This window comes from Kosakonia sp. YIM B13588, assembly GCF_042788165.1.
In the GTDB taxonomy this organism is placed as follows: domain Bacteria; phylum Pseudomonadota; class Gammaproteobacteria; order Enterobacterales; family Enterobacteriaceae; genus Kosakonia; species Kosakonia sacchari.
Genome location: NZ_JBHZPO010000009.1, coordinates 112,508 through 138,987, shown reverse-complemented (window position 1 = coordinate 138,987; position 26,480 = coordinate 112,508). Strand labels below are relative to the sequence as shown.

29 protein-coding genes are annotated in these 26,480 nt (G+C 56.9%); 17 read left to right on the top strand and 12 right to left on the bottom strand.

The window, feature by feature from the left end:
- Positions 1 to 30: 30 nt before the first annotated feature.
- The 5 genes from hypE to hypA are packed head-to-tail and all read right to left on the bottom strand — an operon-like array spanning position 31 to position 3,645.
- Positions 31 to 1,041 carry a hydrogenase expression/formation protein HypE gene (gene hypE / locus ACFX4U_RS16375; RefSeq protein WP_313508722.1) on the bottom strand — a complete coding sequence of 337 codons (1,011 nt, stop codon included), beginning with the start codon at positions 1,039 to 1,041 and terminating at the stop codon, positions 31 to 33.
- Positions 1,038 to 2,159, bottom strand: a complete 1,122-nt coding sequence (gene hypD / locus ACFX4U_RS16370; RefSeq protein WP_313508725.1) for a hydrogenase formation protein HypD — start codon at positions 2,157 to 2,159, stop codon at positions 1,038 to 1,040. Before hypD ends, hypE begins: the two co-directional genes overlap by 4 nt.
- A complete protein-coding gene (locus ACFX4U_RS16365) occupies positions 2,159 to 2,431 on the bottom strand; it encodes a HypC/HybG/HupF family hydrogenase formation chaperone (protein WP_017459266.1) in 273 nt (90 codons plus the stop codon). The genes hypD and ACFX4U_RS16365 overlap by 1 nt, the downstream gene beginning before the upstream one ends.
- Positions 2,422 to 3,294 (bottom strand): hydrogenase nickel incorporation protein HypB, encoded by an 873-nt coding sequence (gene hypB, locus ACFX4U_RS16360; protein ID WP_305735184.1) that lies wholly within the window; start codon positions 3,292 to 3,294, stop codon positions 2,422 to 2,424. The genes ACFX4U_RS16365 and hypB overlap by 10 nt, the downstream gene beginning before the upstream one ends.
- Positions 3,295 to 3,297: 3 nt before the next feature.
- Complete coding sequence (hypA, locus tag ACFX4U_RS16355; RefSeq protein WP_045511032.1) at positions 3,298 to 3,645, bottom strand: hydrogenase maturation nickel metallochaperone HypA; 348 nt, start codon at positions 3,643 to 3,645, stop codon at positions 3,298 to 3,300.
- A gap of 200 nt (positions 3,646 to 3,845) precedes the next feature.
- Between hypA and hycA the strand changes: the two genes are divergently transcribed.
- The 9 genes from hycA to hycI all read left to right on the top strand — a co-directional run bounded on the left by hycA (position 3,846) and on the right by hycI (position 11,665).
- Entirely contained in the window at positions 3,846 to 4,313 is a 468-nt protein-coding gene (gene hycA / locus ACFX4U_RS16350) for a formate hydrogenlyase regulator HycA (RefSeq protein ID WP_305735185.1), read from the top strand.
- Between the two features lie 97 nt (positions 4,314 to 4,410).
- Complete coding sequence (locus ACFX4U_RS16345) at positions 4,411 to 5,019, top strand: 4Fe-4S dicluster domain-containing protein (protein WP_305735186.1); 609 nt, start codon at positions 4,411 to 4,413, stop codon at positions 5,017 to 5,019.
- Positions 5,016 to 6,830 carry a formate hydrogenlyase subunit 3 gene (gene hycC / locus ACFX4U_RS16340; RefSeq protein ID WP_313508730.1) on the top strand — a complete coding sequence of 605 codons (1,815 nt, stop codon included), beginning with the start codon at positions 5,016 to 5,018 and terminating at the stop codon, positions 6,828 to 6,830. The genes ACFX4U_RS16345 and hycC overlap by 4 nt, the downstream gene beginning before the upstream one ends.
- A 2-nt stretch (positions 6,831 to 6,832) precedes the next feature.
- Positions 6,833 to 7,759, top strand: coding sequence for a respiratory chain complex I subunit 1 family protein (locus ACFX4U_RS16335; protein WP_313508734.1), 927 nt, complete (start codon positions 6,833 to 6,835; stop codon positions 7,757 to 7,759).
- A 12-nt stretch (positions 7,760 to 7,771) separates the two neighbouring features.
- Positions 7,772 to 9,484 (top strand): hydrogenase large subunit, encoded by a 1,713-nt coding sequence (locus tag ACFX4U_RS16330; RefSeq protein WP_349350430.1) that lies wholly within the window; start codon positions 7,772 to 7,774, stop codon positions 9,482 to 9,484.
- A gap of 16 nt (positions 9,485 to 9,500) precedes the next feature.
- The gene (locus ACFX4U_RS16325; RefSeq protein WP_200552514.1) at positions 9,501 to 10,043 is read left to right on the top strand and encodes a formate hydrogenlyase complex iron-sulfur subunit; all 543 of its coding nucleotides are present in this window, start codon (positions 9,501 to 9,503) and stop codon (positions 10,041 to 10,043) included.
- Positions 10,043 to 10,807 carry an NADH-quinone oxidoreductase subunit B family protein gene (locus tag ACFX4U_RS16320; RefSeq protein WP_313509990.1) on the top strand — a complete coding sequence of 255 codons (765 nt, stop codon included), beginning with the start codon at positions 10,043 to 10,045 and terminating at the stop codon, positions 10,805 to 10,807. The genes ACFX4U_RS16325 and ACFX4U_RS16320 overlap by 1 nt, the downstream gene beginning before the upstream one ends.
- Positions 10,807 to 11,217, top strand: a complete 411-nt coding sequence (locus ACFX4U_RS16315; RefSeq protein ID WP_313509993.1) for a formate hydrogenlyase maturation HycH family protein — start codon at positions 10,807 to 10,809, stop codon at positions 11,215 to 11,217. The genes ACFX4U_RS16320 and ACFX4U_RS16315 overlap by 1 nt, the downstream gene beginning before the upstream one ends.
- Complete coding sequence (hycI, locus tag ACFX4U_RS16310; RefSeq protein WP_017459277.1) at positions 11,210 to 11,665, top strand: hydrogenase maturation peptidase HycI; 456 nt, start codon at positions 11,210 to 11,212, stop codon at positions 11,663 to 11,665. Before ACFX4U_RS16315 ends, hycI begins: the two co-directional genes overlap by 8 nt.
- A gap of 29 nt (positions 11,666 to 11,694) precedes the next feature.
- Here the strand turns inward: hycI and ACFX4U_RS16305 are convergent, their stop codons facing one another.
- Together ACFX4U_RS16305 and ACFX4U_RS16300 are read right to left on the bottom strand one after the other, a co-directional pair.
- The gene (locus ACFX4U_RS16305; RefSeq protein ID WP_349350432.1) at positions 11,695 to 12,651 is read right to left on the bottom strand and encodes a sensor domain-containing diguanylate cyclase; all 957 of its coding nucleotides are present in this window, start codon (positions 12,649 to 12,651) and stop codon (positions 11,695 to 11,697) included.
- 50 nt (positions 12,652 to 12,701) lie between these two features.
- Entirely contained in the window at positions 12,702 to 13,622 is a 921-nt protein-coding gene (locus ACFX4U_RS16300) for a LysR family transcriptional regulator (RefSeq protein WP_305735191.1), read from the bottom strand.
- Between the two features lie 97 nt (positions 13,623 to 13,719).
- Here ACFX4U_RS16300 and ACFX4U_RS16295 point away from each other — a divergent pair, with 97 nt between their 5' ends.
- Positions 13,720 to 14,583 (top strand): aldo/keto reductase family oxidoreductase, encoded by an 864-nt coding sequence (locus tag ACFX4U_RS16295; RefSeq protein ID WP_305735192.1) that lies wholly within the window; start codon positions 13,720 to 13,722, stop codon positions 14,581 to 14,583.
- 16 nt (positions 14,584 to 14,599) lie between these two features.
- Here the strand turns inward: ACFX4U_RS16295 and ACFX4U_RS16290 are convergent, their stop codons facing one another.
- Together ACFX4U_RS16290 and ACFX4U_RS16285 are read right to left on the bottom strand one after the other, a co-directional pair.
- Positions 14,600 to 15,607: a LacI family DNA-binding transcriptional regulator gene (locus tag ACFX4U_RS16290; RefSeq protein WP_313509998.1), complete on the bottom strand. Its 1,008-nt coding sequence runs from the start codon at positions 15,605 to 15,607 to the stop codon at positions 14,600 to 14,602.
- A gap of 39 nt (positions 15,608 to 15,646) precedes the next feature.
- A complete protein-coding gene (locus ACFX4U_RS16285) occupies positions 15,647 to 17,506 on the bottom strand; it encodes a beta-glucoside-specific PTS transporter subunit IIABC (protein ID WP_313510001.1) in 1,860 nt (619 codons plus the stop codon).
- A gap of 231 nt (positions 17,507 to 17,737) precedes the next feature.
- On the opposite strand from ACFX4U_RS16285, the gene ACFX4U_RS16280 reads away from it, so the two are divergent.
- The 7 genes from ACFX4U_RS16280 to ACFX4U_RS16250 all read left to right on the top strand — a co-directional run bounded on the left by ACFX4U_RS16280 (position 17,738) and on the right by ACFX4U_RS16250 (position 22,007).
- The gene (locus tag ACFX4U_RS16280) at positions 17,738 to 18,052 is read left to right on the top strand and encodes an antibiotic biosynthesis monooxygenase (RefSeq protein ID WP_017459283.1); all 315 of its coding nucleotides are present in this window, start codon (positions 17,738 to 17,740) and stop codon (positions 18,050 to 18,052) included.
- Position 18,053: 1 nt separating this feature from the next.
- Positions 18,054 to 18,446 (top strand): amino acid-binding protein, encoded by a 393-nt coding sequence (locus ACFX4U_RS16275; RefSeq protein WP_313510003.1) that lies wholly within the window; start codon positions 18,054 to 18,056, stop codon positions 18,444 to 18,446.
- Positions 18,447 to 18,483: 37 nt separating this feature from the next.
- Positions 18,484 to 19,191 (top strand): winged helix-turn-helix domain-containing protein, encoded by a 708-nt coding sequence (locus tag ACFX4U_RS16270; RefSeq protein ID WP_313510005.1) that lies wholly within the window; start codon positions 18,484 to 18,486, stop codon positions 19,189 to 19,191.
- Between the two features lie 115 nt (positions 19,192 to 19,306).
- Entirely contained in the window at positions 19,307 to 19,660 is a 354-nt protein-coding gene (locus tag ACFX4U_RS16265; protein ID WP_313510007.1) for a type II toxin-antitoxin system RelE/ParE family toxin, read from the top strand.
- Entirely contained in the window at positions 19,648 to 19,947 is a 300-nt protein-coding gene (locus ACFX4U_RS16260) for a helix-turn-helix domain-containing protein (RefSeq protein ID WP_017459287.1), read from the top strand. The genes ACFX4U_RS16265 and ACFX4U_RS16260 overlap by 13 nt, the downstream gene beginning before the upstream one ends.
- A gap of 256 nt (positions 19,948 to 20,203) precedes the next feature.
- Positions 20,204 to 20,971 (top strand): isocitrate lyase/phosphoenolpyruvate mutase family protein, encoded by a 768-nt coding sequence (locus ACFX4U_RS16255; RefSeq protein WP_313510009.1) that lies wholly within the window; start codon positions 20,204 to 20,206, stop codon positions 20,969 to 20,971.
- Positions 20,955 to 22,007: a methylated-DNA--[protein]-cysteine S-methyltransferase gene (locus tag ACFX4U_RS16250; protein ID WP_313510012.1), complete on the top strand. Its 1,053-nt coding sequence runs from the start codon at positions 20,955 to 20,957 to the stop codon at positions 22,005 to 22,007. Before ACFX4U_RS16255 ends, ACFX4U_RS16250 begins: the two co-directional genes overlap by 17 nt.
- 74 nt (positions 22,008 to 22,081) lie before the next feature.
- Here ACFX4U_RS16250 and ACFX4U_RS16245 read toward each other — a convergent pair whose 3' ends face one another.
- The 3 genes from ACFX4U_RS16245 to ACFX4U_RS16235 form a co-directional block, all read right to left on the bottom strand.
- A complete protein-coding gene (locus ACFX4U_RS16245) occupies positions 22,082 to 23,911 on the bottom strand; it encodes a glycoside hydrolase family 15 protein (RefSeq protein WP_313510015.1) in 1,830 nt (609 codons plus the stop codon).
- Between the two features lie 70 nt (positions 23,912 to 23,981).
- A complete protein-coding gene (locus ACFX4U_RS16240; protein WP_313510017.1) occupies positions 23,982 to 24,875 on the bottom strand; it encodes an SDR family oxidoreductase in 894 nt (297 codons plus the stop codon).
- A 167-nt stretch (positions 24,876 to 25,042) separates the two neighbouring features.
- Positions 25,043 to 26,467, bottom strand: coding sequence for a 6-phospho-beta-glucosidase (locus tag ACFX4U_RS16235; RefSeq protein WP_313510020.1), 1,425 nt, complete (start codon positions 26,465 to 26,467; stop codon positions 25,043 to 25,045).
- Positions 26,468 to 26,480: the final 13 nt, after the last annotated feature.

Here is a 26,480-nt window from a genome sequence, read left to right as displayed (position 1 = left end):
AGGTGTGAAAAAATTAATAAAAATAGAAAGTTAACAAATCCGTGGTAAGGGCTCGGCATGAGGTAAATCCAGCAGGCGCTTCACTCCATAAAGGCCTGTCAGGCGTACACCTTTGCGTTCGACCACTTCGCCAATTATTGCGGCGTCGCGCCCTAAAGGATGAGCGCGTAATTGTGCCAGCGCCTGCTCTGCGGCTTCGCGCTGTACGGCAATCACCAGTTTGCCTTCGTTGGCAAAATTCAGTGCATCCAGCCCCAGCAGTTCGCAAACTCCGCGCACCGCCGGTTTTACCGGTAAGTCTCGTTCATTTAACTCAATGCCGTAACCGCTGGCGGCAGCAAACTCATGCACCACGGCGTTAACGCCGCCGCGCGTGGCGTCGCGCAGGGCTTTGACGCCAGGAAGCTCGCGCAGTTGGCTAATCAACGGCGTCAGCACCGCGCAATCGCTGGTCAGCTCGCCATCCAGCCCTAAGCCTTCGCGCAGGTTAAGAATAGTTGCGCCGTGATCGCCCAGTGTGCCGCTTGCCAGCAGCACATCGCCGGGTTGCAGAGAATTTGCCGCCCAGTGAACCGATGCCGGGATAGCGCCAATGCCGGCGGTATTGATAAACACTTTATCGGCTGCGCCGCGCTGCACCACTTTGGTATCGCCAGTAACAATGGCGATACCGGCGCTGCGGGCGGTTTCGGCCATGCTCTCAACAAGGGTTTTCAGCGTTGCCAGTGGCAGCCCCTCTTCAAGGATAAAACCGCAGGAGAGGAAGCGCGGTGTTGCGCCGCTAACGGCAATATCGTTCGCCGTGCCGCATACCGCCAGCTTGCCAATATTGCCACCGGGAAAGAACAGCGGATCGATAACGTAGCTGTCGGTGGAAAATGCCAGTCGATCGCCGCCTGCCGTCAGTTCTGCCAGATTGATACGCGCCTGATCTTCCTGCTCTGCGAGCCAGGGGTTGTCGAATGCTTCGAGAAAAAGCTGGCTGATGAGTTGTTGCATAGCCTGGCCGCCGCTGCCGTGCGCCATCTGCACTTCATTCATGCTTCACACTCCTGAGCACGGTATTGATACCAGGCTGCGCAGGCACCTTCTGATGAAACCATCAGTGCGCCGAACGCGCTTTGCGGGTTACAGGTGTTACCGAACAGCGGGCACTGGTGCGGTTTACAGCGGCCGGTCAGCACGTCACCGCAGCGGGCACGCGGATCGTCATACACTTGCTGTACCGCCGGGCGAAAATGCGCTTCGGCGTCAAAGCGCTGATATGCGGGCGTCAGATGCACGCCGGATTCGCCAATCATGCCCAGGCCGCGCCATTCGCTGTTGCCGCGCACGGTAAACACTTCGGCGATGGCGGCCTGCGCCAGTCGGTTGCCTTCGTCCGGCACCACGCGGCGATACTGGTTTTCCACCTTGCTGTGAGCGGCAATTTTTTGCTCAACCAGCATCACCACGCCCTGCAACAGATCGAGCGGTTCAAAACCGGCGACCACCAGCGGGCGCTGATACGTATCGGCGATAAAAGTGTAGGCGTCAGTGCCGATCACCATGCTGACATGGCCCGGCGCGAGAAACGCGTCGATGCCGTTGTCCGGCTGCTCCAGCAGGCTGCGCAGCGTAGGAATCAGCGTGATGTGCTGGCAGAAAAACCAGAAGTTATCGAGGTTACGGGCTTTTGCCTGCTGCAACGTAATGGCGGTGGCAGGCATGGTGGTTTCGAAACCCAGACCGAAGAACACCACTTTGCGCTGCGGATTTTTTTCCGCCAGCGCCAGCGCATCCATCGGGGAATAGACGATGCGCACATCCGCGCCGCGCGCTTTTGCCTGCAGCAACGAGCCGTTTTTACCCGGCACGCGAATGGCGTCGCCAAAGGTGCAGAAAATCACCTCCGGGTGCTGGGCGATCTCCACGCAGGTATCAATCCGTCCCATCGGCAATACGCAGACCGGGCAGCCGGGACCGTGAATAAACTCAATGTTTTCCGGCAGTAACTGGTCGAGGCCAAACTTGAAAATAGCGTGCGTGTGCCCGCCGCACACTTCCATAATGCGCAGCGGGCGCGCGGCGGTGTAAGAGAGGTGCGTTGCCCGTTCACGCAGGTGATCAATCAACTGCATCACCTGTTCCGGGGCGCGGTATTCGTCGACAAAACGCATTATTTTTCCTCGCCATAAAGCAGCGCGCCGACATCGGGTTCGACATCGAACATATTTTGCAGCGCTGCCAGCGTATCCAGCGCCTCTTCTTCGTTAATCACGCTCATGGCGAAACCAACATGCACCAGCACCCACTGGCCGAGGCGCGACTGGCCGTTTTCGTCTGTGCTGCCGACCAGCGTTAAATCGACATCGCGCTGAATGCCGCTGACATCCACTTTGGCTTGCAGGCCATCAATAGCGCAAATTTGCCCCGGTACGCCTATGCACATCGTTGCGTCTCCAGCCAGTCAAGCCAGGCGTCCATTCCGTCGCCTTTGGTAGCGGAAATCAGCATGATTTCAATGGTCGGGTTCACTTCACGCGCATAGGCGATGCACTGATCGACGTTAAAATCGAGGTAGGGCAGCAAATCCACTTTATTAAGCAGCATCAGCGAGGCGGCGGCAAACATATGCGGATATTTCAGCGGCTTATCTTCGCCTTCTGTCACCGACAGCACCGCCACTTTATGGCGCTCGCCAAGGTCGAAACCCGCCGGGCACACCAGGTTGCCGACGTTTTCGATAAACAGAATGCCGCGATTTTCCAGCGCCAGTCGTGGCGCGGCGTCGGCAATCATCTGCGCGTCAAGATGGCAGCCTTTGCCGGTGTTGACCTGAATCGCCGGCGTGCCGGTCGCGCGAATACGCGCAGCATCGTTAACCGTTTGCTGATCGCCTTCAATCACCGCACAAGGGACACGCGTTTTCAGGCGCTTAAGGGTTTCGGTAAGCAGGGTGGTTTTGCCGGAGCCGGGGCTGGAAACCAGGTTCAGCACCAGTTGCTGTGAAGCGGCGAAACGGGCACGGTTACGGGCGGCGATTTGGTTGTTTTTCTCCAGCACGTCGATTTCCACTTCCACCATCCGGCGCTGGCTCATGCCGGGAGCGTGGGTACCGGCTTCACCGTGACCATAATGCAGGTCGCCGTGTTCCAGTTGCGTGGGGCGAAAATCGTCGGTTTTAACACCGGTGATTTTCAGCGCCGGGCGAGCGGCAGGGGAGAACGGTGCACCGCGAAACGCCGAGTGCGGGTTATGTTCGTCACCCTCAATATAAAGGTTACCGTCCTGACAACCACATGTTGTACACATTGTTTACTCCTCAATTTCCAGTCGCTGAATTTGCATGCCGTCATCGGCGACAATCTGCAACTGGTCGCTGTGGCACTGCGGGCAGCGGCGCACTCGCTGGGTAAGTAACGTCACATATTGTTGGCAGGACTCGCACCAGCATTCCGCCTGTTGTTGTTCGATGTGCAGTGTACAACCTTCCGCCAGGCTGCCACGGCAAACCAGATCAAAACAAAACGTTAAAGCTTCCGTTTCTACACAAGAAAATGCGCCGACTTTCAGCCACACGCCGGTGACCCGACGCGCGCCGTTTGCTGATGCCTGTTGTTCAATAATTTCCAGCGCACGCTGGCAGAGGGTGATTTCGTGCATAACGCCTCCTGATGACTTTGCCCCCTTAATGCAATAAGAGTGCCATTACACGTTTTGACACGGTGACGATGTCGACAATGTCGAGATGACACGTCGAAAGGGTGAGGGTTTTCCTTTTATTGTTATAAAAATCAATAAATTAAATTTTGGCATGGATGATGCTTTACCGCCGTTGTTTTTCATTAACCGGGTAAGCAGACATGACGATATGGGAAATTAGCGAAAAGGCAGATTACATTGCCGGGCGGCATCACCGCCTGCAGGAAGAGTGGCGTAGCTACTGTAACGCGTTAGTGCAGGGCGTTACGCTCTCCAAAGCGCGGTTGCATCACGCCATCGGCTGTGCGCCGGAGCAGCAACTCTGCTTTGTGCTGTTCGAACACTTCACGGTTTATATCACCCTGACCGGCGGCTTTAACGGCCACACCATTGAATATGCGATTGCCAATAAAGAGAGCGAGGAACGACGCGTAATTGCCAAAGCGCAGCTCTCCAGCGATGGCAAGGTCGATGGCGCGTTCAGCGTGCGCGATCGCGAAAAAGTGCTGGAGCATTATCTCGGCAAAATCGCCGCCGTTTACGACAACCTGTATGCCGCAATGGAAGCGGATACGCCGGTCAATCTCACCACGCTTGCCAGCCACGCGCACGCGCCTGCGCTGGCCTGAGTTTGGGTGTCGACATGTGTCGAAGTGACACATAGCGCGACACGTTTCGTCATAAATGACCGCCCGTAACCAGGGTGAATCACCTGAGGATTTGCTGGTGAACCGTTTTGTAATTGCCGATTCGGCGTTATGTATTGGGTGCCATACCTGCGAGGCTGCCTGCGCCGAAACGCACCGTGCGCATGGCCTGCAGGCGATGCCACGGCTGCGTGTGATGCGCAGCGAAAAAGAGTCCGCGCCGCAGCAGTGCCACCACTGTGAAGACGCGCCCTGTGCGGGCGTTTGTCCGGTGAACGCGATCAACCGCGTTGATGGCGCGGTGCAGTTAAATGAAAGCCTGTGTGTCAGTTGCAAGCTGTGCGCGATTGCGTGTCCTTTCGGCGCGATTGAGTTTTCCGGTAGCCGTCCGCTGGATATTCCCGCCAATGTTAACTCGCCCAAAGCGCCCGCTGCGCCGCCTGCGCCGGCGCGTGTCAGCACGTTGCTTGACTGGGTGCCCGGCGTACGGGCAATTGCGGTGAAGTGCGATCTCTGCCACTTCGATGCAGAAGGCCCGGCCTGCGTGCGGATGTGCCCGACCAAAGCACTGCATCTGGTCAATAACCGGGACATCGCCAGAGCCAGCCGCCGCAAACGCGAGCAAACCCTCAACACGGATTACGGCGATTTATCGCTGTATACGCAGATAAACCGGAGCGCGAAATGACTATCCTCTCTTTGTTAAGCGCGGCTGTCGCGGTGCTCACCTGCGCCGCCATGTTGGCCTATCTGTTTATGCCGTTCAAAGCGTTAAGCGGTCTGTTTGCCGGGCTTGGAGGCGCTATCGGCTGTGCAATGGCGGCAGTTTGCGGCGTGATGGCATTAACAGATGCCGTGACGGTGAGCGGCATGATACCGCTGATTCAGTATCACATTCTGGTCACACCGCTGAGCGCCGTATGGCTGATAACGCTCGGTGTTTGCGGCGGTTTTGTTAGCCTGTACTCCATTTACTGGCATCGCCATGAAGCGGTGAAAGCCAACGGTCTGCTGATGAACTTACTGCTGGTCGCGGCGTTGTGCGCGGTAAGCGCGGCAAACTTCGGCGCGCTGGTGATCATGACGGAAATCATGGCGTTGAGCGCGGTGTTCCTTACCGGCTGTAGTGAATCCGGCAAGCTGTGGTTTGTCATGGGCCGCTGCGGTACGGTGCTGCTGGCGCTGGCCTGCTGGTTGCTGTGGCAGCGTTATCAGACGCTGGATTTTGCACTGCTCGGTACACATGCGCTCGGCAGCGACATCTGGCTGCTCGGCGTGATCGGTTTTGGCCTGCTGGCCGGGATTATTCCGCTGCATGCCTGGGTGCCGCAGGCGCATGCCACTGCGCCCGCACCGGCGGCGGCGCTGTTTTCCACGGTAGTGATGAAAATCGGTTTGTTCGGCATTCTGAGCCTTTCACTGCTCGGCGGCCAACCGCCGCTGTGGTGGGGCGTTGCGCTGCTGGTATTTGGCATGATTACCGCCTTTGTCGGCGGGCTGTATGCGCTGATGGAGCACAATATCCAGCGCCTGCTGGCATACCACACGCTGGAGAACATCGGCATTATTCTGCTCGGCCTGGGCGCGGGCGTGACCGGCCTTGCGCTGCAACAACCTGTTTTACTGGCGCTGGGGCTGACCGGCGGCCTGTATCACCTTTTCAACCACAGCCTGTTTAAAAGCACGTTGTTTCTCGGCGCGGGTACGCTGTGGTTTGGCACCGGTTATCGCGATATCGAAAAACTGGGCGGCATCGGTAAAAAGATGCCGGTTATCTCGCTGGCGATGCTGGTCGGGCTGATGGCGATGGCGGCACTGCCACCGCTCAACGGTTTTGCCGGTGAGTGGGTGATTTATCAATCCTTCTTTGGTTTAAGCGCCAGCGGTCATTTCCTGCTGCAACTGCTGGGGCCGCTGCTGGCGGTTGGCCTGGCGATTACCGGTGCGCTGGCGGTGATGTGCATGGCGAAAGTCTATGGCGTCACATTTCTTGGCGCGCCGCGAAGCGCTCAGGCGGAAAACCCACGTTCTATTCCCTGGTTAATGACAGGCGTGGTCGCCGCGCTGGCCATTTGCTGCGTCATTGGCGGTGTTGCCGCACCGTGGCTAATGCCACACCTGTTTGCCGCCGTACCGTTACCGCTGCAAACGGCGAACACCGTGGTGTCGCAGCCGATGATTGCGCTGTTGCTGATTGCCACGCCGCTGCTGCCGTTGCTGCTGATGATGCTGTTTAAAGGCGATCGCCTGCCCGCCCGCCGCCGTGGTAGCGCCTGGGTGTGCGGTTACGATCACGAAGGTTCAATGGTGATTACCGCGCATGGTTTCGCCATGCCGGTGAAAGCGGCCTTTGCCCCGGTGCTGAAGCTGCGTAAATGGCTGGAGCCCCGGCTTCCTGTTCCCGGCTGGCATGGTGATAGCGCGCCGGTGCTGTTTCGTCGGCTGGCGCTGATTGAGCTGGCGGTGCTGGTGGTAGTGGTGATTTCACGAGGAGCCTGATGATGAGTTTTCTGTTTGCTTTACTACAGGCGCTGGTGTTGTTTGCCGCAGCGCCGCTGCTTTCCGGCATCAGCCGCGTGGCGCGTGCGCGGTTGCATAACCGGCGCGGGCCGGGCGTGCTGCAGGAGTACCGCGATCTGCTGAAACTGCTGGGGCGGCAAAGTATTGCCCCGGCGGCGTCGGGCTGGGTATTTCGTCTGACGCCGTTTGTGATGGTGGGCGTCATGCTGACCGTTGCGACGGCATTACCGGTAGTGACGATTGCTTCGCCGCTGCCGGAACTTGGCGATCTGATCACGCTGATTTACCTGTTCGCCATTGCCCGTTTTTTCTTTGCCATCTCCGGGCTTGATACCGGCAGCCCGTTTACCGGCCTTGGTGCGAGCCGTGAAGCGATGCTCGGCGTGCTGGTCGAGCCGATTTTGCTGCTTGGCTTGTGGGTGGCGGCGCTGGTCGCCGGTTCCACGCACATTAGCCACATCACCAATACCGTCTATCACTGGCCGCTATCTCGCAGCATTCCTCTGTTCCTGGCGCTGTGCGCCTGCGCGTTCGCCACCTTTATCGAAATGGGCAAACTGCCGTTTGATCTCGCGGAAGCGGAGCAGGAGTTGCAGGAAGGGCCGCTGTCTGAGTACAGCGGCAGCGGTTTTGCCGTGATGAAGTGGGGCATCAGCTTAAAACAACTGGTGGTGCTGCAACTGTTTGTTGGCGTGTTTCTGCCCTGGGGGCAGATGACCACCTTTAGCGCCACCGGTTTGCTGCTGGCGCTGGTGATTGCCGTGGTGAAACTGGTCGCTGGCGTGCTGATTATCGCCCTGTTTGAGAACAGCATGGCGCGTTTGCGTTTTGTCGCTACGTCACGCGTGACCTGGGCCGGTTTCGGCGTCGCCTTTTTAGCCTTCGTCTCCTTGCTGGCGACGTATTAAGAGAGTTTGAGCATGTCTGAAGAAAAAATCGGTCAACACTATCTTGCCGCCCTGCACGAGAAATTTCCCGGCGTGGTGCTGGATGAAGCGTGGCAGACCAAAGACCAGATTACCATCACCATCAAGGTGAACTACCTGCCGGAAGTCGTCGAGTACCTTTACTACCAGCAGGGTGGCTGGCTTTCCGTGCTGTTTGGCAACGACGAACGTAAGCTGAACGGCCATTTTGCCGTTTATTACGTGCTGTCGATGGAGCAGGGCGTGAAATGCTGGATCACGGTGCGTGTGGAAGTGGATGCGCTGAAACCGGAATATCCGTCCGTAACGCCGCGCGTACCGGCAGCGGTGTGGGGCGAGCGCGAAGTGCGCGACATGTACGGCCTGATCCCGGTGGGCCTGCCGGATGAGCGCCGCCTGGTGCTGCCGGATGACTGGCCGGATGAACTCTACCCGCTGCGTAAAGACAGCATGGACTATCGCCAGCGTCCTGCACCGACTACCGATGCGGAAACCTACGAGTTTATTAACGAGCTGGGTGATAAGAAAAACAATGTGGTGCCGATTGGCCCGCTGCATGTGACCTCGGACGAACCGGGCCATTTCCGCCTGTTTGTTGACGGCGAGAATATTGTCGATGCCGACTACCGCATGTTTTACGTCCATCGTGGCATGGAGAAACTGGCGGAAACCCGTATGGGCTACAACGAAGTCACGTTCCTTTCCGATCGCGTCTGCGGCATCTGCGGCTTTGCCCACAGCACGGCCTATACCACGTCGGTAGAAAACGCGATGGGCATTGTCGTGCCGAAACGCGCGCAGATGATCCGCGCCATTTTGCTCGAAGTGGAACGCCTGCACTCCAACTTGCTCAACCTTGGCCTGGCCTGCCACTTTGTCGGTTTTGACTCCGGGTTTATGCAATTTTTCCGCGTGCGCGAAGCCTCCATGAAGATGGCGGAAATCCTCACCGGGGCGCGTAAAACCTACGGTCTGAACCTGATTGGCGGTATTCGCCGCGACATGTTGAAAAACGACATGATCCAGACTCGCCAGCTAGCGCAGCAGATGCGCCGCGATGTCACCGAGCTGGTGGAAATGCTGATGAGCACGCCGAATATTGAGCAGCGCACCGTGGGCATTGGTCGCCTCGACCCGCAAATCGCTCGCGATTTCAGTAACGTCGGCCCGATGGTGCGCGCCAGCGGCCACGCGCGCGATACGCGCGCCGACCACCCGTTTGTTGGTTACGGCCTGTTGCCGATGACTGTGCACACCGAACAGGGCTGCGATGTGATTTCACGCCTGAAAGTGCGCATCAATGAAGTGCTGACCGCGCTCAATATGATCGATTACGGTCTCGACAACCTGCCTGGCGGCCCGCTGATGGTGGAAGGCTTTACCTATATTCCGCACCGTTTCGCGCTCGGTTTCTCCGAAGCGCCGCGCGGGGACGATATCCACTGGAGCATGACCGGCGATAACCAGAAACTTTACCGCTGGCGCTGCCGTGCGGCGACGTACGCCAACTGGCCGACGCTGCGCTATATGCTGCGCGGTAACACGGTTTCCGACGCCCCGCTGATCATCGGCAGCCTCGATCCCTGCTACTCCTGCACCGACCGCATGACGGTGGTGGATGTGCGCAAGAAGAAAAGCAAGGTCGTGGCTTACAAAGAGCTGGAGCGTTACGGGGTTGAGCGTAAGAACTCGCCGTTGAAATCGTGAGGGGAGAACGGTAGCGATGTTTACCTTTATCAAAAAAGTGATCAAAACCGGTACGGCAACCAGCGATTACCCGCTGTCGCCGATGCCGGTCGACAAAAACTTTCGCGGCAAACCGCAGCACAACCCGCAGCAGTGCATTGGCTGTGCGGCGTGCGTCAATGCCTGCCCGTCGAATGCGCTGTCGGTGGAGACCGATCTGGCCACCGGTGAGCTGGCGTGGCAGTTCAACCTGGGGCGCTGCATTTTTTGCGCCCGTTGCGAAGAAGTGTGCCCGACGGCGGCTATCACGCTTTCGCAGGAGTATGAGCTGGCGGTGTGGAACAAAGCCGATTTCCTGCAACAGTCGCGCTTTGAACTGTGCCAGTGCCGCGAATGCACCCGACCATTCGCGGTGCAAAAAGAGATCGACTACGCCATCGCGCTGCTGGCGCATAACGGCGATAGCCGGGCAGAGCTGCACCGCGAAAGTTTTGAAACCTGCCCGGAGTGTAAGCGCCAGAAATGCCTGGTGCCGTCCGATCGCATTGAATTGACCCGCCATATGAGAGAGGCCAGCTAATGAGCCAGCTGTTAGGTCCGCGCGATGCGGACGGTATTCCGGTACCGATGACGGTGGAGGAGTCCATCGCCAGCATGAAAGCCTCGCTGCTGAATAAGATCAAACGCTCCGCCTATGTCTACCGCGTGGATTGCGGCGGTTGCAACGGCTGCGAAATCGAGATTTTTGCCACACTTTCACCGCTGTTTGATGCAGAACGCTTCGGTATCAAAGTGGTTCCGTCGCCGCGCCATGCCGACATTCTGCTATTCACCGGCGCGGTAACCCGCGCGATGCGCTCGCCTGCGCTTCGCGCCTGGCAATCTGCGCCGGATCCCAAAATCTGTATCTCCTACGGCGCGTGCGGCAACAGCGGTGGTATCTTCCACGACCTGTACTGCGTGTGGGGCGGCACCGACAAAATTGTGCCGGTGGATGTCTATATTCCCGGCTGCCCGCCAACGCCCGCGGCCACGTTGTATGGTTTCGCCATGGCGCTGGGCTTGCTGGAACAGAAAATCCACGCTCGCCTGCCTGGTGAACAGGACGACCAGCCGGCCGAGATTTTGCACCCGGCGATGGTGCAACCCCTGCGCGTGAAAGTGGACCGCACCGCTCGTCGGCTGGCGGGTTACCGCTACGGCCGCCAGATTGCCGATGACTATATGCGTTTGCGAAGCGTTGGCGAACATGAAGTGGTGAACTGGCTGGCGCAGGAGAACGATCCGCGCCTGACCGAGATTGTCAGCCATCTGAACCAGGTGGTGCAGGAGGCGAAAATCTGATGGGCGAATCGGTGGTCTTTAGCCAGTTGCGGCGTAAATTTATCGACGAGAACGACGCGACGCCCGCACAGGCGCAGCAAGTGGTTTATTACAGCCTGGCTATCGGCCACCATTTGGGGGTGATCGACTGCCTGGAAACGGCGCTCTCCTGCCCGTGGGAGGATTACCTGGCGTGGATCGCCACGCTGGAGGTGGGCAGCGAAGCGCGGCGCAAAATGGAAGGCGTACCGCGCTACGGCGAAATTGTTATCGACAGCACGCACGTGATGCTGCTGGCAAACGCCTTTGATCGGGCGCAGGCGCGGCAAAATGCGCAGCAGCTTGCCTGGAGCAAAGCGCTGCTATCGATGCTGCATGATATCCATCAGGAAAGCGCCATCTATTTAATGGTGAGGAGATTACGTGACTGACGTATTGCTGTGTGTGGGCAACAGTATGATGGGCGACGATGGCGCTGGCCCGTTGCTGGCGCAAATGTGCGCCGAAAACCCGCAAGGTAACTGGCAGGTGATTGACGGTGGCAGCGCGCCGGAAAACGATGTGGTGGCGATTCGCGAACTGAAACCTTCACGGTTGCTGATTGTCGATGCGACCGATATGGGGCTCAACCCAGGTGATATCCGCGTGGTGGATCCGGATGACATTGCCGAAATGTTCCTGATGACCACCCACAATATGCCGCTCAACTATCTGATTGATCAGTTGAAAGAGGATATCGGCGAGGTGATTTTCCTCGGCATTCAGCCGGACATTGTCGGGTTTTATTACCCAATGACGCCGCCGGTAAAAGCCGCAGTGGAATGTATCTACCAGCGGCTGGCGGGCTGGGAAGGTAACGGCGGTTTCGACAATCTGTAAACGGTGCGCCGGTTGCCCGGCGCAGTCATTTAACGACGACGTTTTTCCGTATACATGACTTTGTCACAGTCTTCCAGCATGTCGCGCAGCGTGGTGTATCGGCTGCCGCCGTTTTCGATAATGCCGTGCGAATAATTGATGTGGTAATTCTTACCGGACAGATGATCGATGGCGTCCATCCGTGATTGCAGATCGAATAAAAACGCATCCACGTCATTCACGGCGAGATTTCCCAGCAGCACCGCAAACTCACCGCCGCCCAGACGCGCGGCAATATCCTGCTCTTTAATACATTTCGTCAGGTTGCTGGCGAAGATTTTTACCACCTCATCGCCCTCTTTGCTGCCCAGCAACTCATTGATGGCTTTCAGATTATCAATGCTGAAATAGAGCAGGCTGAAGGGTTTTTTATGCTCTTTTAGCCACGCGAAGCGCTTCTCACCGGTGCGGTAAAAACCGCGATTGTTTGGCATCCCGGTAAGGCTGTCGGTCATCGCCATACTGAGGATCAAAAACTCATCTTCCACGATGGCGGCGAAGTCGAGCAGGGTGTTGATTTCCGCACTGGAGAACGGGCGCGGATAGGTGTCGATAATACAAATTGTCCCGGCAATCGCACCGTCTGGCAGGCGCACCGGGCAGCCAGCGTAAAAGCGCACCCAGGGCTCACCAACGACAAACGGGTTATCGGCAAAACGCGGATCGGCGAGGGTATCTTTCACAATAAAAGTCCCCTCTTCGAGGATGGCGTGTGCGCAAAAGGAGAGATTGCGCGGTGTTTCGTGAGTATCGACACCGCTGCGCGACAGTAACCACTGACGATCGCGATCGAGCAGGCTGATGACCGCGATGGGTACGTCAAAGGTGGTCTTCGCCGTACGGGTTAACCGGTCAAAGCGCTCATCATCCTTTTTATCAAGCAAATCCATCATGTATAGCGACTTTAGCCGCTCGATTTCATTGACTGGCATGGCCGGAAAGATCATAGCTCATCCTCGCTCTGTTCTGTTTCCTCAAGTGTAGACAGTTCTTCTGATCATTGCGTTATATATCCGTAACTTGCCTGTGCGCGCACAAAATCGATAAACGCTTGTAATGGCGCAGGAATTAGCCGCCGGGAGTTGTAATAGAGATACGGGCCGTTAAACGACAGCCACCAGGGTTCTAGTACCGGAATTAGCTCGCCGCGTTCAATCGGCAAGCGCAGCCACTCTTCAAACAGATAAATAATGCCGCTTCCGGCAATAGCGGCTTGCACGGCCAGATCCATTGCCGCGCCGACGCTAACCACTAAAGCGCCGTTGACCTGTACGCGCAACGCTTCGCCGTCGCGCTCGAACTCCCACTCCGGCATCACGCCGCTGGCGTAGCGGCCGCGAATGCAGTTGTGGGCAATCAGATCGCGTGGATGTTGCGGTATGCCATGTTGTTGCAGGTAATGGGGGGAGGCGGCGGCGACAAAACGCTGGCGACGCGGGCCGATGGGCAGCGCGACCATATCCTGCTCCAGACATTCGTCATAGCGGATACCGGCATCACAGCTATCGCGAAAGACATCCTGCACGTTACTTTCGGCAACGATTTCCAGCTGGATATCCGGATAGTGCGCCAGAAAGGCGGGAACGATGGCGGGCAGCACCAGCCGGGCGGCGCTGACCGGCACGTTCAGGCGCAGCGTACCGCTGGGTGTTGAGCGGTAACGGTTAATGGCGTCGAGCGCAGCGTCCACTTCGCTCATCGCTGGTTGCAGCCGCTCCATCAGCGCTTTACCCGCATCGGTTAGCGCCACGGTGCGGGTGGTGCGGTTAAACAGACGCACGCCGAGCTGCTGTTCAGCGCGGCGCACCGCATCACTCAGGCGGGAAGGGTTAGTGCCAGTCACGCGTGCAGCTTCGCGAAAGCCTCCGGCGTTGGCGACAGCCACAATGGCGTTCAGCAGGGCGAAGTCCAGCTTCATTGTTCGGTTAACCGTACAGTGTGTATGAATTTCAGCGGATTGTTGCACAGCAACGATGCTCCTACAATCTGTTTACTTAATGCACAGGAGGTACTCCATGTCTCAACCCTCACTTACCTTTCGTCTGGGCGATCGCCAGGTTGGTCGCCTGGGTTACGGTGCCATGCAACTGGCGGGGCCCGGCGTGTTTGGCCCACCCGCTGATGAAGCGAAAGCGTTGCAGGTGCTACGCGATGTGATTGCCGCAGGCGTGAACCATATCGACACCAGCGATTTCTACGGCCCGCATGTCACCAATAAATTGATTAAGCAGGCACTGCATCCGTACCCGGATGATCTGTGTATTGTCACCAAAGTCGGCGCGCGCCGTGATGACAAAGCTAACTGGCTGCCCGCATTCAGCGCTGAAGAGTTAACGCAGGCCGTTGAGGATAACCTGCGAAACCTCGGCCTTGAGTCGATGGAAGTGGTGAACCTGCGCGCAATGTTCGGCGTGCATGGGCCTGAAGAGGGGCCGCTTGAAGCGCCGCTGGAGGCACTGATTAAGCTGAAAGAGCGTGGGCTGATTCGCCATATAGGCCTGAGCAACGTGACGGCGAAACAGGTGGCGGATGCGCAGAAAATGACGCCGATTGTCTGTGTACAGAACCTCTATAACGTGGCGAACCGTCATGACGACGCGCTGATTGATTCGTTGAATGCGCAGGGGATCGCCTTTGTGCCGTTCTTCCCGCTCGGCGGCTTTACGCCGTTGCAGTCAGGCGAGTTGAATGAGGTCGCGCAGGCGCTTGGTGCCACGCCGATGCAGGTGGCACTGGCCTGGCTGTTGCAGCGTTCGCCGAATATCCTGCTGATCCCCGGCACGTCGTCACCGAAACATTTACAGGAAAATCTCGCCAGCGCGCAACTCACCTTGCCGCCGGATGCGTTGGCGAAACTCGACGCTATCGCGCAGGCGTAATCAGAAACTGCCCGGTTTACCGGGCAGTAGTTTTAGGCGCAATCACCGACTCACGGCACACCAGTTCGCCCCGATGGGCGCAAATGGCGGCAGCTTCTGGCATCAGAACCATCTCAATGGCGTTACGGATCATCTCCTCCATCGGCACATGGATGGTGGTCAGTGACGGATTGTAATATTTGCCGATAACCGAATCGTCAAACCCGGCCAGCGACACATCCTGCGGCAGCCGCAAACCCGCTTCATAACAAGCTTTCGCCACGCCAATCGCCATATCATCGTTTCCGGCCAGCACGCAGGTAAACGGCACATTGCGCGCCAGCAGTTCGCGCCCCGCCTCATAACCGCTGTCGGTGCTCCAGCTACCGCGCACCAGCAGTTGCGGGTCGGGTTCGATCCCGGCGTTGCGCAGTGCTTTACGATAACCGGATAAACGGCTCTCGCCGGTAGGGGAGGCGTCAGAACCGGCAACAAATGCAATGCGCGTATGTCCTTGCGCCAGCAGGTATTCCATCATCGTTTCACAGCTTTGCTGGTGATCGACAAACACGCACTGGTTGCGGTGGCGGGTAAGTTCCCGGTTGATCACCACGACCGGTGTCGGGTTGCGTTCGATGATCTCATCGAGTTCAGCGACCGATAGATATTTGGGGTAGATCATTATCGCTTCGCAGCGCAGCGACAGCAGCAGATCGATGGCGTCGCGCTCTTCCTGCGCGCTGTGTTTACCGTCCGCCAGCACCAACTGGCGGCTGTGCAGCTCGCTATTGGTTGCCGCGTGGTAAATCATGCTGGAGAAAAACGGGCCGTTATACAGCCCGTTGGTGATGACCAGCCCGACAGAGTTGGTTTTATTGTTGGCAAGATTGCGCGCCAGTTGATTGGGACGATAACCCGTTTCGGCAATCGCCTGCATAATGCGGGCTTTCACTTCCTCACGGACAAAAACTTTGCCGTTTAGCGCGCGCGATACTGTCGCTTTGGAGACGCCAGCCAGCCTGGCGACATCCAGTATCGTTACCATCGTTCAACCTCACTGTTGTTATTATTGCGGCGGTTAATTTCAGGCCAGCGACATCAGCGGTACTCCCGCGCTGACAGCGCCCTGCGACTGATGGCGAGTGAGCGTAAACTCCTCGCTATTGACCACCAGTACGGGCGTGGTCAAATCATAACCGGCCTGCTCAATGTGTTCTTTATCAAAGGCCAGCAGCGGTGTTCCGGCGCTAACCCGGTCACCCTCTTTGACCAGCGGCGTAAAATATTGCCCCTGAAGATTAACGGTGTTAAGCCCAACGTGAATCAGCAATTCCGCGCCATTATCACATATCAGACCAATGGCGTGATGAGAGTCGATCAATGTTGCGACCTGTGCATCACAAGGGGCGACAACTTTACCTTCGTGCGGGATGATGGCGATGCCATCGCCCAGCACTTTTCCGGCAAAGGCTTCATCCGCGACGCTTTCCAGCGCAATAATTTCACCTTTGATGGGGCTGAACATTTGCAGGGAACCGACAGCCAACGTCGCGCTTTTCTCATCAGAAACCGCTGCTTCAACCGGATCGTCAAACCCGACAAATTGCACCATCACAATGGTCAGCACAATCGCGGTGCCCGCGCCCACCAGCTCGCCAATAAATGACATTGGCGCATCCGGGCTAATCGCGTTGACCAGCGTGAACAGGCCCGGCAGTGCGGCATAAGCATAGTAGAGACTGCCAAACAGGCTGGCGACGACTGCACCAATCGCGCCGCCAATACAGCCGCAGATAAATGGTTTTTTAAAGCGCAGCGTCACGCCATAAATCGCCGGTTCAGTAATGCCGAAAATTGCCGTCACGCCCGCCGACAGCGAAGTTGCCTTCAACTGTTTGTTGCGGCTTTTGATAAACACGCCGAATACCGCCGCCATCTGACCAATCACTGCAATGGTTTGATACGCCTGGAAAGAGTCATAGCCCTGAGTATCGAAGTTGGCCATGATCACCGGCGTAATGCCCCAGTGCACGCCAAAAATCACAATCACCTGCCAGACACCGCCGATAATCGCCGCCGCCAGTGCCGGTGCGGCGTGGAACAGCGTGTTATAACCGTGCGCGACGCCCAGCGCCGCCCAACTGGTAATCGGGCCAATCACAATCAGCGTCAGCGGCACAATGACTACGAAGCAGAGCAGCGGGGTAAACAACGGGCTCACCACTTCAGGCAGCCATTTTTCAACGCGGCGTTCAAACCACGACAGCGCCCAGACGAGGAACAACGGCGGCAGCACCGAGGAGGTGTAAACCGTTTCCGCCAGCGGGAAAAAGAGGAATTTCACTTCACTGCCGCTGGCGATTTTCCCGGCCATCGCCGTCCACTCCGGGTTGATTAACGCGCAGCAACAGAGCACGGCGATAAAAGGGTTACATTTAAAATGGCGAGCAGCAGTGATGGCGATAAACACCGGCAGGAAAGCAAACGGCGTCCATGACATAAAGTTCAGCACCGCAAAGGTGCCGGAAGTTTTGATCTGCGCATCAACAAGGCCGAGCAGGATCAGTATGCCCTGTAAGATCCCGGCGGCGGCAAGAATGTAGACAATCGGCGCGAACACTGCCGACATGGTAGCGATCACCGCATCCAGCCAGCGGGTTTTCGGCTGTGCTGCGTTGCCGTCTTTCTCTTTCACCATGCCGCTCAGCGCATTAAACACATCGGCGACATGGGTGCCAATCACCACCTGAAATTGCCCGCCACTTTCCACCACCGCAATCACGCCGGGCAGACTCTGGATGTTGGATTTCGCTGTGTCAGGCGTTTGATTCAGTACCAGGCGCAGACGCGTGGCGCAGCGGGAGAAAGTACTGATGTTCTCTTCACCGCCGACCTCGCGGAGGATATCACTCGCTAACTTATTGTAATCCCTGATAACGGCCATTTTTATTTACCTTTTATTATCGGAAACTGAGTCGGTGTAACTGCGTGAAACCGGTTTCATGCTAACCTGGTCAACTTCACCCGCAACCGGTTTCATGGAGATCTGCGAGCCAAATCACTACTCGGTTTGTATCAGGGAGTGGAAATCGACAGGCATATTTCGTTGGGGGACGAAGCGTGGACCTGGCATCTGCGCAACACTGGCGGCTCATTATTCATGAGGAGCCATTTTATGATCGCTGTTCTTTTTGAAGCCGATATCGCCGCAGGCAAGCAGGCGCGTTACCTGCAATTAGCCGCAGAACTCAAGCCGGTACTGGCAGACATCGACGGGTTTATTGCTATCGAACGCTTTCAGAGCTTAAGCCGCGAGGGGAAGATTTTGTCATTGTCATGGTGGCGCGATGAAGCATCAGTGCACGCCTGGAAAAGCAACGTTCTGCATCAGGCAGCGCAGCGCGAAGGGCGGGAAGCTATTTTTTCGTCCTACCGTATCCGTGTTGCCACGGTTTTTCGCGATTACGCATCAACCCCGGAGAAGCCATAATATGTACGATATTCACGTTATCCTGAATAATGCGCCGGGCGAACTGGCACAGCTTGGCGAAACACTCGGTAAAAATGGCGTCGGGCTGGAAGGGGGCGGTGTGTTTACCGCAGGCGATCACTGCCATGCGCACTTTCTGGTGGCTGACGGCGAGCGCGCCCGGGAAGTGTTAACCGCTACCGGTTTTTGTGTGCATGCCGTGACGCCGCCGGTTATTCGCAAACTCAAGCAGGAGCGTCCTGGCGAGTTAGGCGAAATTGCCCACACGATCGCGCAACATAATATCAATATCCTTGTGCAATACAGCGATCATGACAACCGGTTGATCCTGCTCACCGATAACGATCCGCTGGCGCGCGAGGTAACACAACGATGGGACGTACAACCGCTATGACCGGCAATGAACTACGCAAAATGCAGGAACAACCGCTATGACCGGCAATGAACTACGCAAAATGCAGGAACAACCGCATCTGCTGGAGGAAACGCTCTCTGGCCTTGCCAGCGCGATGGCGGAGCCTTCCCGGGCGAAAATGCTCTGCGCGCTGATGGACGGGCGAGCGTGGACCGCGACCGAGTTGAGCGCGGTGGTAGATATTGCCGCGTCAACGGCCAGCGCGCATCTGGCAAAACTGCTCGCCAGCGGGCTGCTGGTCTGCGTTTCACAGGGGCGGCACCGCTACTACCGGCTGGCAGGCAGCGATGTCGCCGCGCTGCTGGAAACGATGATGAGCGTATCCATGCGCGGTGCGCAGGCACCTGTCACCCGCACGCCGCTGGCGCTGCGTCAGGCGCGTACTTGTTATGATCATCTTGCCGGTGAAATAGCCGTTGGCGTGTATGCGTTTATGCAACGCGAAGGCTGGATCACCGATGATGGCAGCGCGGTAACGGATTCAGGCAAATGGAGTCTTGAGAAGATCGGCGTCACCCTCGATCCGCGCACCCGGCGTAAACCCTGTAGCGCCTGTCTGGACTGGAGCGAACGGCGCTTTCACCTCGGCGGTGACGCAGGCGCGGCGCTGCTGATTGCTTTCGAACAACAGGGCTGGTTGCGCAGAACCCCGGGTTATCGCGAAGTCACGGTAACGGAAGAGGGGAAAACCGCGTTTTTTCGGGTGTTTGGTGTTAAAGGGTGAAAAGAAAATTGTCGACACGCCTTCAGGAATGGCTAAACCTTTGTTGATTGCATAGCTTTCAGGCTATAATTTCCGTTCATAGCAAGAAAGCTATGAGGGAACGGTAATGTAGCAAGTGATTACGACGGAGCGTTTTGACGTGTGGTTTAGCATCCAGCCAGAACTATTGCAGGATGAGATTTTAGCGGTTTTCAGGATCCTCAGTGAGTTTGGCCCGCAGCTTGGGCGTCCTTATGTCGATACTATAAAAGGATCAACCTATAGCAATATGAAAGAGTTGAGGATCCAGTATGCAGGTTCTCCCGTACGCGCTTTTTTTGCGTTCGATTCTACGCGGCGGGCTATTGTGTTGTGCGCCGGAGATAAGACAGGCGTTAACGAGAAACGGTTTTATAAAGAGATGATAAAAATTGCTGACGCAGAGTTCAGAAATCATATGCGAAATAAGGAGTTAACGTGGCAACCTTAGACGAACTTTTAGCGAAACGCAGCCCTGAAAGCCAGGCGCGAATTGAAGAGCGTGTTGATGAGCTGCGCCGCAACATTGTATTGAGCCAGCTACGTGAAGAATTGAATATCTCCCAGACCGAGCTTGCCGGAGTCATGGGCGTCAAACAGCCGACACTGGCGAAAATAGAGCAGCCTGGCAACGATCCCCGTCTCTCTACTCTCAAGCGTTATGTCTCTGCGTTAGGTGGCGAGTTAAGCATTGATATCACATTGCCGACAGGCAAACGCGTTGCATTTCATATCTGATATTGATGCTAAAAGCCGTGAATACGCCGCCGGATGGCGGCTTGTGCCTTATCCGGCCTACACAGCATCCCATTGATTTTATGAAAAAATTCGCGCTCTGCCTGAGGCGATGATCTTCGCTCCGGATCGGGCAAATTAATTACCAGCAGTGAAACGTCTCCTGCCCGATATATAAAAAATGGTCGTCCGATTTTCGGTTGTTAGGAGTAGACGGCAAACGCCACACTGACTTCACTTAACAGCCCTGGAGACGACCATGGATTTCACCGCTTTTCATCAGCAAACCACACCATTACTGATCGCTAATGTCTGGGACGCAGCCAGCGCGCGGGCGGCAGAGCAGGCCGGGTATCAGGCGATGGGTACCTCCAGCGCCGCCATTGCCGCGATGCTCGGTTATGACGATGGTGAACGAATGCCATTTGCTGAAATGCTGTTTATGGTGAAGCGCATTCGCGCCGCCTGTGACCTGCCGATCAGCGTGGATATGGAAGCCGGTTACGGCCAAACCGCGCAAGCCATTGCCGGTAACCTGCAACAATTGATAAAGCTCGGCGTGGTGGGCATCAATCTGGAAGATAGCCGCGTGGTCAATGGCAAACGGCAACTGGTTGATGCCACACACTTCGCCCGGCAGTTACGGGAAATCCGCGCGCAATTGCCGTGTCCGTTGTTTTTGAATATCCGTACCGACACCTTCTTGCTGAACGTCGAAAATGCGCTGGCGGAGACGCTGTATCGCGGACAGTTATATGCTCAACACGGCGCGGACGGTCTGTTTGTGCCCTGCGTGATGCAAAATGCGGATATTGCCGCGATTGCCCAACAGATTCCTTTGCCGCTCAATGTAATGTGCATCCCGGGGATGGCGGGGTTCGTCGAACTGGCTGCGCTTGGCGTGCGCCGTATTTCGATGGGCAATGCTGTTCATGCCGCGTTACAAACGCCGCTGAAAAACATACTGTTGAGCGTGCAGACACAGCAATCCTTTGAGGGCGTTTTCCACCATGCAAATCACGGATAAAGCGCAGTGCGACGCCTGGTATCAGGCGCTACTCGATCGCGCTTCTGAATACACCGGCCTCTTTTTTGTCGGTGTCAAAACCACCGGGGTTTTTTGTATTTCCGTTTGCCGCGCGCGTAAACCGAAGCGGGAAAATGTGGTGTTTTTCCGCGAAGTGAAATCAGCACTCGATGCCGGTTTCCGCCCGTGTAAAGTGTGTCGACCAACGGAAAATGCCTGTTCGGCACCGGCCTTTATCGAGCAGGCGTTAGCGCTGGTTCGCGCCAATCCGAAAATGCGCATCAGCGATGCGCTACTGCGCGAACAGGGCATCAGCCCGGAGCGTGTGCGACGCTGGTTTTTGCAGCAACATGGCATCACTTTTCAGGCTTTTCAGCGTATGTCGCGGGTAAATGTCGCACTTCAGGAGTTGAAAGGCGGGCGCAGCGCCACCGATGTTGCCTTTGACAGCGGTTATGAGTCGCTCAGCGGCTTTGGTTATACCTGTAAAAAACTCACTGGCGCGGCACCGAGCGTCGGGCAACAGGTGATCATGATCCACCGTTTCACCACACCGATTGGCCCGATGTTTGTCTGCGCCACAGAACAGGGTGTTTGTCTGCTGGAGTTTGTTGACCGGCGCATGCTGGAGACCGAATTCAGCGACTTACAGCGCTTGTTGAAAGCGCGCATTATCGCCGGGGAAAACGCGCACACCCGACAGGCGGAAAAAGAGATCGGTGAATATTTCGCAGGCGAACGCCAGCAGTTTTCGCTGACGCTGGATCTGCCCGGCAGCTCGTTTCAACGCCGTGTGTGGCAGGGCTTACAAACGGTACCGTACGGCCAGACCACGCATTATCAGGCGCTGGCGGAATGCCTTGCACAACCCACCGCGGTGCGTGCTGTCGCGGCGGCCAATGGTGCGAACCGGGTAGCGATTGTCATTCCTTGCCACCGGATCATCGGTAAAGATGGCGCCATGACCGGCTACGGCGGCGGTATCGCGCGCAAAGCGTGGTTGATCGCCCATGAGGAAAACCACCTTATACGGTAGCGGCGTTTACCTCTTTGGCAGAAAAACCTGCGGTTGTGGGCTTAAGATCGCGCGCGTTTGCCGCTCATACCGGTTCATGGTGTGGATGATGTGCCGTGATCGGTAATCGCCTGCGCGGCGCAAATCAGCGCCAGGTGGCTTAAACCCTGCGGCAGGTTACCGCTCCACTTGCCGGTGCGAACATCAAACATCTCATTAAAGGTTTCGACATTGCCTTTATCGCAAAGGGCGCTGAGGATCGCCTCCATTGCCGCTTCGGCTTTGGTTATCTCGCCCATTGCTGCCCAGGCTGCCGCCAGCCAGAACGAACAGGCGACAAAGGTGTTCTCTTCCTGTTCAACGCCGCTGTAGCGGTAGACCAGTGCGCCGCCGTGACCCAGCTCTGTTTCAATGGCCCGGTAAGTGGCAAGCATGCGCTGAGGGTTAATGTGTTGACCATAGCGATAAACCAGCGCCAGCGAAGCATCAAGCCTTTCTTCGCTATCGGGGTAAAAAAGATAAGCCTGCTTGCGCTCTGACCAGCAATGGGTTTCGATCCAGTCGCGGATGCGATCCCGCTCGCGCTCCCAGCGCCCGACCCACGTCGGCTCGATGTATTTCTCTTTCGCCATCAGCACGGCCATATCCAGCGCCAGCCAGCACGCCATCTTGGAGTGGGTATAATGTTGCAGCTCGGGTAGTTCCCAAATCCCGCAATCCTTTTGCCGCCAGTGATCGGCGCAGCAGTTTGCCAGCTCACCCAGTAACCGCGAGGTGGTGAGATCCAGCACGTGGCCCGCCTTTACGAACAGCTCCGCCGTTGCCAGCATGTCGCCGTACATGCTGAGTTGTAACTGGTCGCGGGCGTTGTTACCTATTCGCACCGGTTTTGAATTCTTGTAGCCCCGTAGCGCCGGATATGTTTCGCAGGGCACTTCGTCCCCTTCGAGGGTGTAACAGGCCTGCAGCCTGACACCGTGGCGGATAATGGTTTTTGAAAGCCAGGAGAAGGCGGCTTTGCACTCTTCCAGCGCGCCTAAAAAGGCAAAGGCTTTAATAATCAGGCAGGCATCACGGATCCACGCGTAGCGATAATCGTAGTTTTTCTCACCACCAACGCCCTCAGGAATGGAGGTGGTCGCCGCCGCCGCAAGCGCGCCGGTGGGCGAGTACCAGAGAAATTTCAGCGCCAGCGCCGAACGCCCGACATGTTCTGCGTAACGCCCTGCATAGCTCAGGCTTTTACTCCAGTCGCACCAGGCTGCATGGCTGGTTTCAATACGCGCGTCGATAGCATCGAGGCTCGGTACTGCCAGCGGCTCTTTCTCGGTCACCAGCAGGGCGACTAACCGCCGCTGGCCCGCCGAAACAGTGATGTGACCATTAACCTGCTCATCGTCGGCGTCGGTGATGTTGACCTCTTCGCTGGTGCGCAGCATCGCCATTAAATCGGCGATATGGTAGACGTTGCCGTGCGCTGTTTTGTTCATCCACGGCGAACAGGTTTCTGCCCGTGTGCCGAAACGGACTTTCAGCGTTAAGGCTACTTCGCCTTCCAGACCGTCAATCCGGCGCGCCAGCTCGCTCCACGGCAACCGTCCGGCGAGCGTACTGTTAATGGATTCGGTGAGTAACACTTTGCCGCTGGCGGTGGTGAAGGTGGTTTCCAGCACATTGCTGTCCTGCCTGTAGCACCGCGTCACGGTGTAAGGTTGCTGCGGCGCTAACTGAAAAAAACCGCCAATCTCCGGGTCGAGCAGGCGATCAAACAGCGGCGGGGAATCCAGGTTCGGCGCGCACCACCAGTCAATTGATCCGTCGGGGGCGATAAGTGCGACCGAGCGCCCTTCGCCTATCGCGGCGTAATCGCCGGGTTCGGCAAAGCCATCCTCCCGTACAGGAGAGTGAAAAATTGTGTTCTTCACGGTGTTGCGATCCTTACCAGAAATGACCGCCAGACGGCGGCCATATAAAGAGTGGAAGCGGGAGTGAGAATTACAGCGTGCCGGTACCCCCGTCAGAACACCAAACCTGCCCGGAGGTGTAGCTGCTTTCCGCCGAGGCCATGGTGACATACAGCGGGGCAATTTCTACGGGCTGACCAGGGCGGCCCAGCGGCGCGGTGGCCCCGAACTGCTGCACTTTTTCCTGTGGCTGACCGCCGCTGGACTGCAGCGGTGTCCAGTAAGGGCCTGGAGCCACTGCATTAACGCGAATGCCTTTTTCACCAAGCTGCTGCGCCAGCGATTTAGTGAACGCCACAATCGCCGCTTTGGTCTGCGCGTAATCCAGCAAAATCGGGCTTGGCTGGTACGCCTGCACCGAAGAGGTGTTGATAATGCTGGCTCCGCGCGGCAGATGCTCCACGGCGGCTTTGGTTATCCAGAACATCGCATAGACGTTGGTTTTAAAGGTGGCGTCAAAATCTTCCGTCGAGAGCGTCAAAATCGACTCGTTAAACTGCTGACGACCGGCGTTATTAACCAGAATATCCAGCCCGCCGAGTTTGGCGACCGCCTCTTTAACCAGCGTCTGGCAAAACTGCTCTGAACGGATATCACCCGGAATGGCGATGGCTTTTCGCCCTTCGGCTTCAATCAGTTTGATCACTTCGGCGGCGTCGGATTCCTCTTCCGGCAGGTAGTTGATCGCCACATCCGCGCCTTCGCGGGCATAGGCGATGGCAACCGCCCGGCCAATCCCGGAGTCCCCGCCAGTAATCAGCGCTTTACGGCCCGTTAAACGCCCGGAGCCCCGGTAGCTGGTTTCACCGTGATCCGGCACAGGTTTCATTTTGCTGGCAAGACCCGGTGCGGGCTGCGGTTGTTCGACAAACGGAGGAGTAGGATAGTGCGGTGCTAGCGTGGTTTTTGGGCTTTGCTCTGCCATGCTTTCTCCTTCAGACGTTGTTATACACGTCATTAAGCCTGGCATAGATGTGAGCGTTGTCACGCTATCAAGCGGCAAACCGGCATTGAGAATAGTCTGTAAACAGCGGGAAAAAGAGGGGCAACGACGAAATGTGTTGGTGTTGCCCCTCTTGTATAGCGCAGGGTTTAGTCGAGATCGGCCCCGTTGCTGGCGATCACTTTCTTGTACCACCAGAACGATTTTTTACGGCTGCGTGCCAGCGTACCGTTCCCGGCATCATCGCGGTCAACATAGACAAAGCCGTAGCGTTTGCTCATCTCGCCGGTTGATGCCGCCACCAGATCGATACAGCCCCAACTGGTGTAACCGATAACCGGAATACCGTCTTCAATGGCGTCGCCCATCGCACGGATATGCTCGCGCAGATAGCTGATGCGGTAATCATCTTCCACTTCGCCGTTGGCGTTCAGCTCATCTTTCGCGCCCAGACCGTTTTCCACCAGGAACAGCGGTTTCTGGTAGCGGTCGTACATCATGTTCATGGTGATGCGCAGACCCAGCGGATCGATGCCCCAGCCCCATTCACTGACCTCAATGTGCGGGTTGCGCAAGGATTTCACGATGTTGGCGGCGCTGGTGTTGTTGGCGTTCATATCCGCCGACGCACAGCGTGAAGCGTAATAACTGAAGGAGACAAAATCGACGGTGTTCTTCAGGATTTCGTCGTCACCGGCTTCTTTGACAATAGTGACGCTTTTTTCGCGGAACACGCGCGCGGAATAGGCCGGGTAGCTGCCGCGCGCCTGCACATCGATAAAGAACAGGTTTTCACGATCTTTTTCCAGCGCCGTCCACACATCGGCCGGTTTACAGGAGTAGGGGTAGAAATTCCCGCCCGCCAGCATGCAGCCCACCTGATTTTGCGGGTTCACTTGATGGGCGATTTTCGTTGCCAGCGCGCTGGCAATCAGCTCATGGTGCGCCGCCTGGTATTTCACCTGATCCTGATTCTCACCCTCTTCGAACACCAGTCCCGCGCCGGAGAACGGGCTGTGCAGCATGATGTTGATCTCATTGAAGGTCAGCCAGTATTTCACCAGCCCGTCAAACTCTTCAAAGCAGGTGCGCGCGTAACGGGTGAAAAACTCCACCATTTTGCGGTTACGCCATGAGCCATATTCAATGACCAGATGCATCGGCACATCGAAGTGGCACAGCGTGACCAGCGGTTCGATATTGTACTTTTTGCACTCTTCAAACACCGCGCGGTAGAAGGCGATCCCTTCCGGGTTCGGCGTCAGCTCATCGCCTTTCGGATACAGGCGGCTCCAGGCAATCGAGGTACGAAACACCGAAAAACCCATCTCCGCCATCAGCGCGATATCTTCTTTGTAGCGATGATAAAAATCGATCGCCTCGTGGCTTGGGTAGAATTCGTCATCACGTAGCGTAAAGCGTTTTTCCTGACCCAGTTTCACTGGCAGACGGTTCGCGCCGTGCGGGATCATATCCACGGTGGTCAGCCCTTTGCCGCCCTCCAGATAACCCCCTTCCGACTGGTTGGCGGCAAGCGCGCCGCCCCATAAAAATCCTTGCGGAAATACTGACATGCGTTACCTCGCT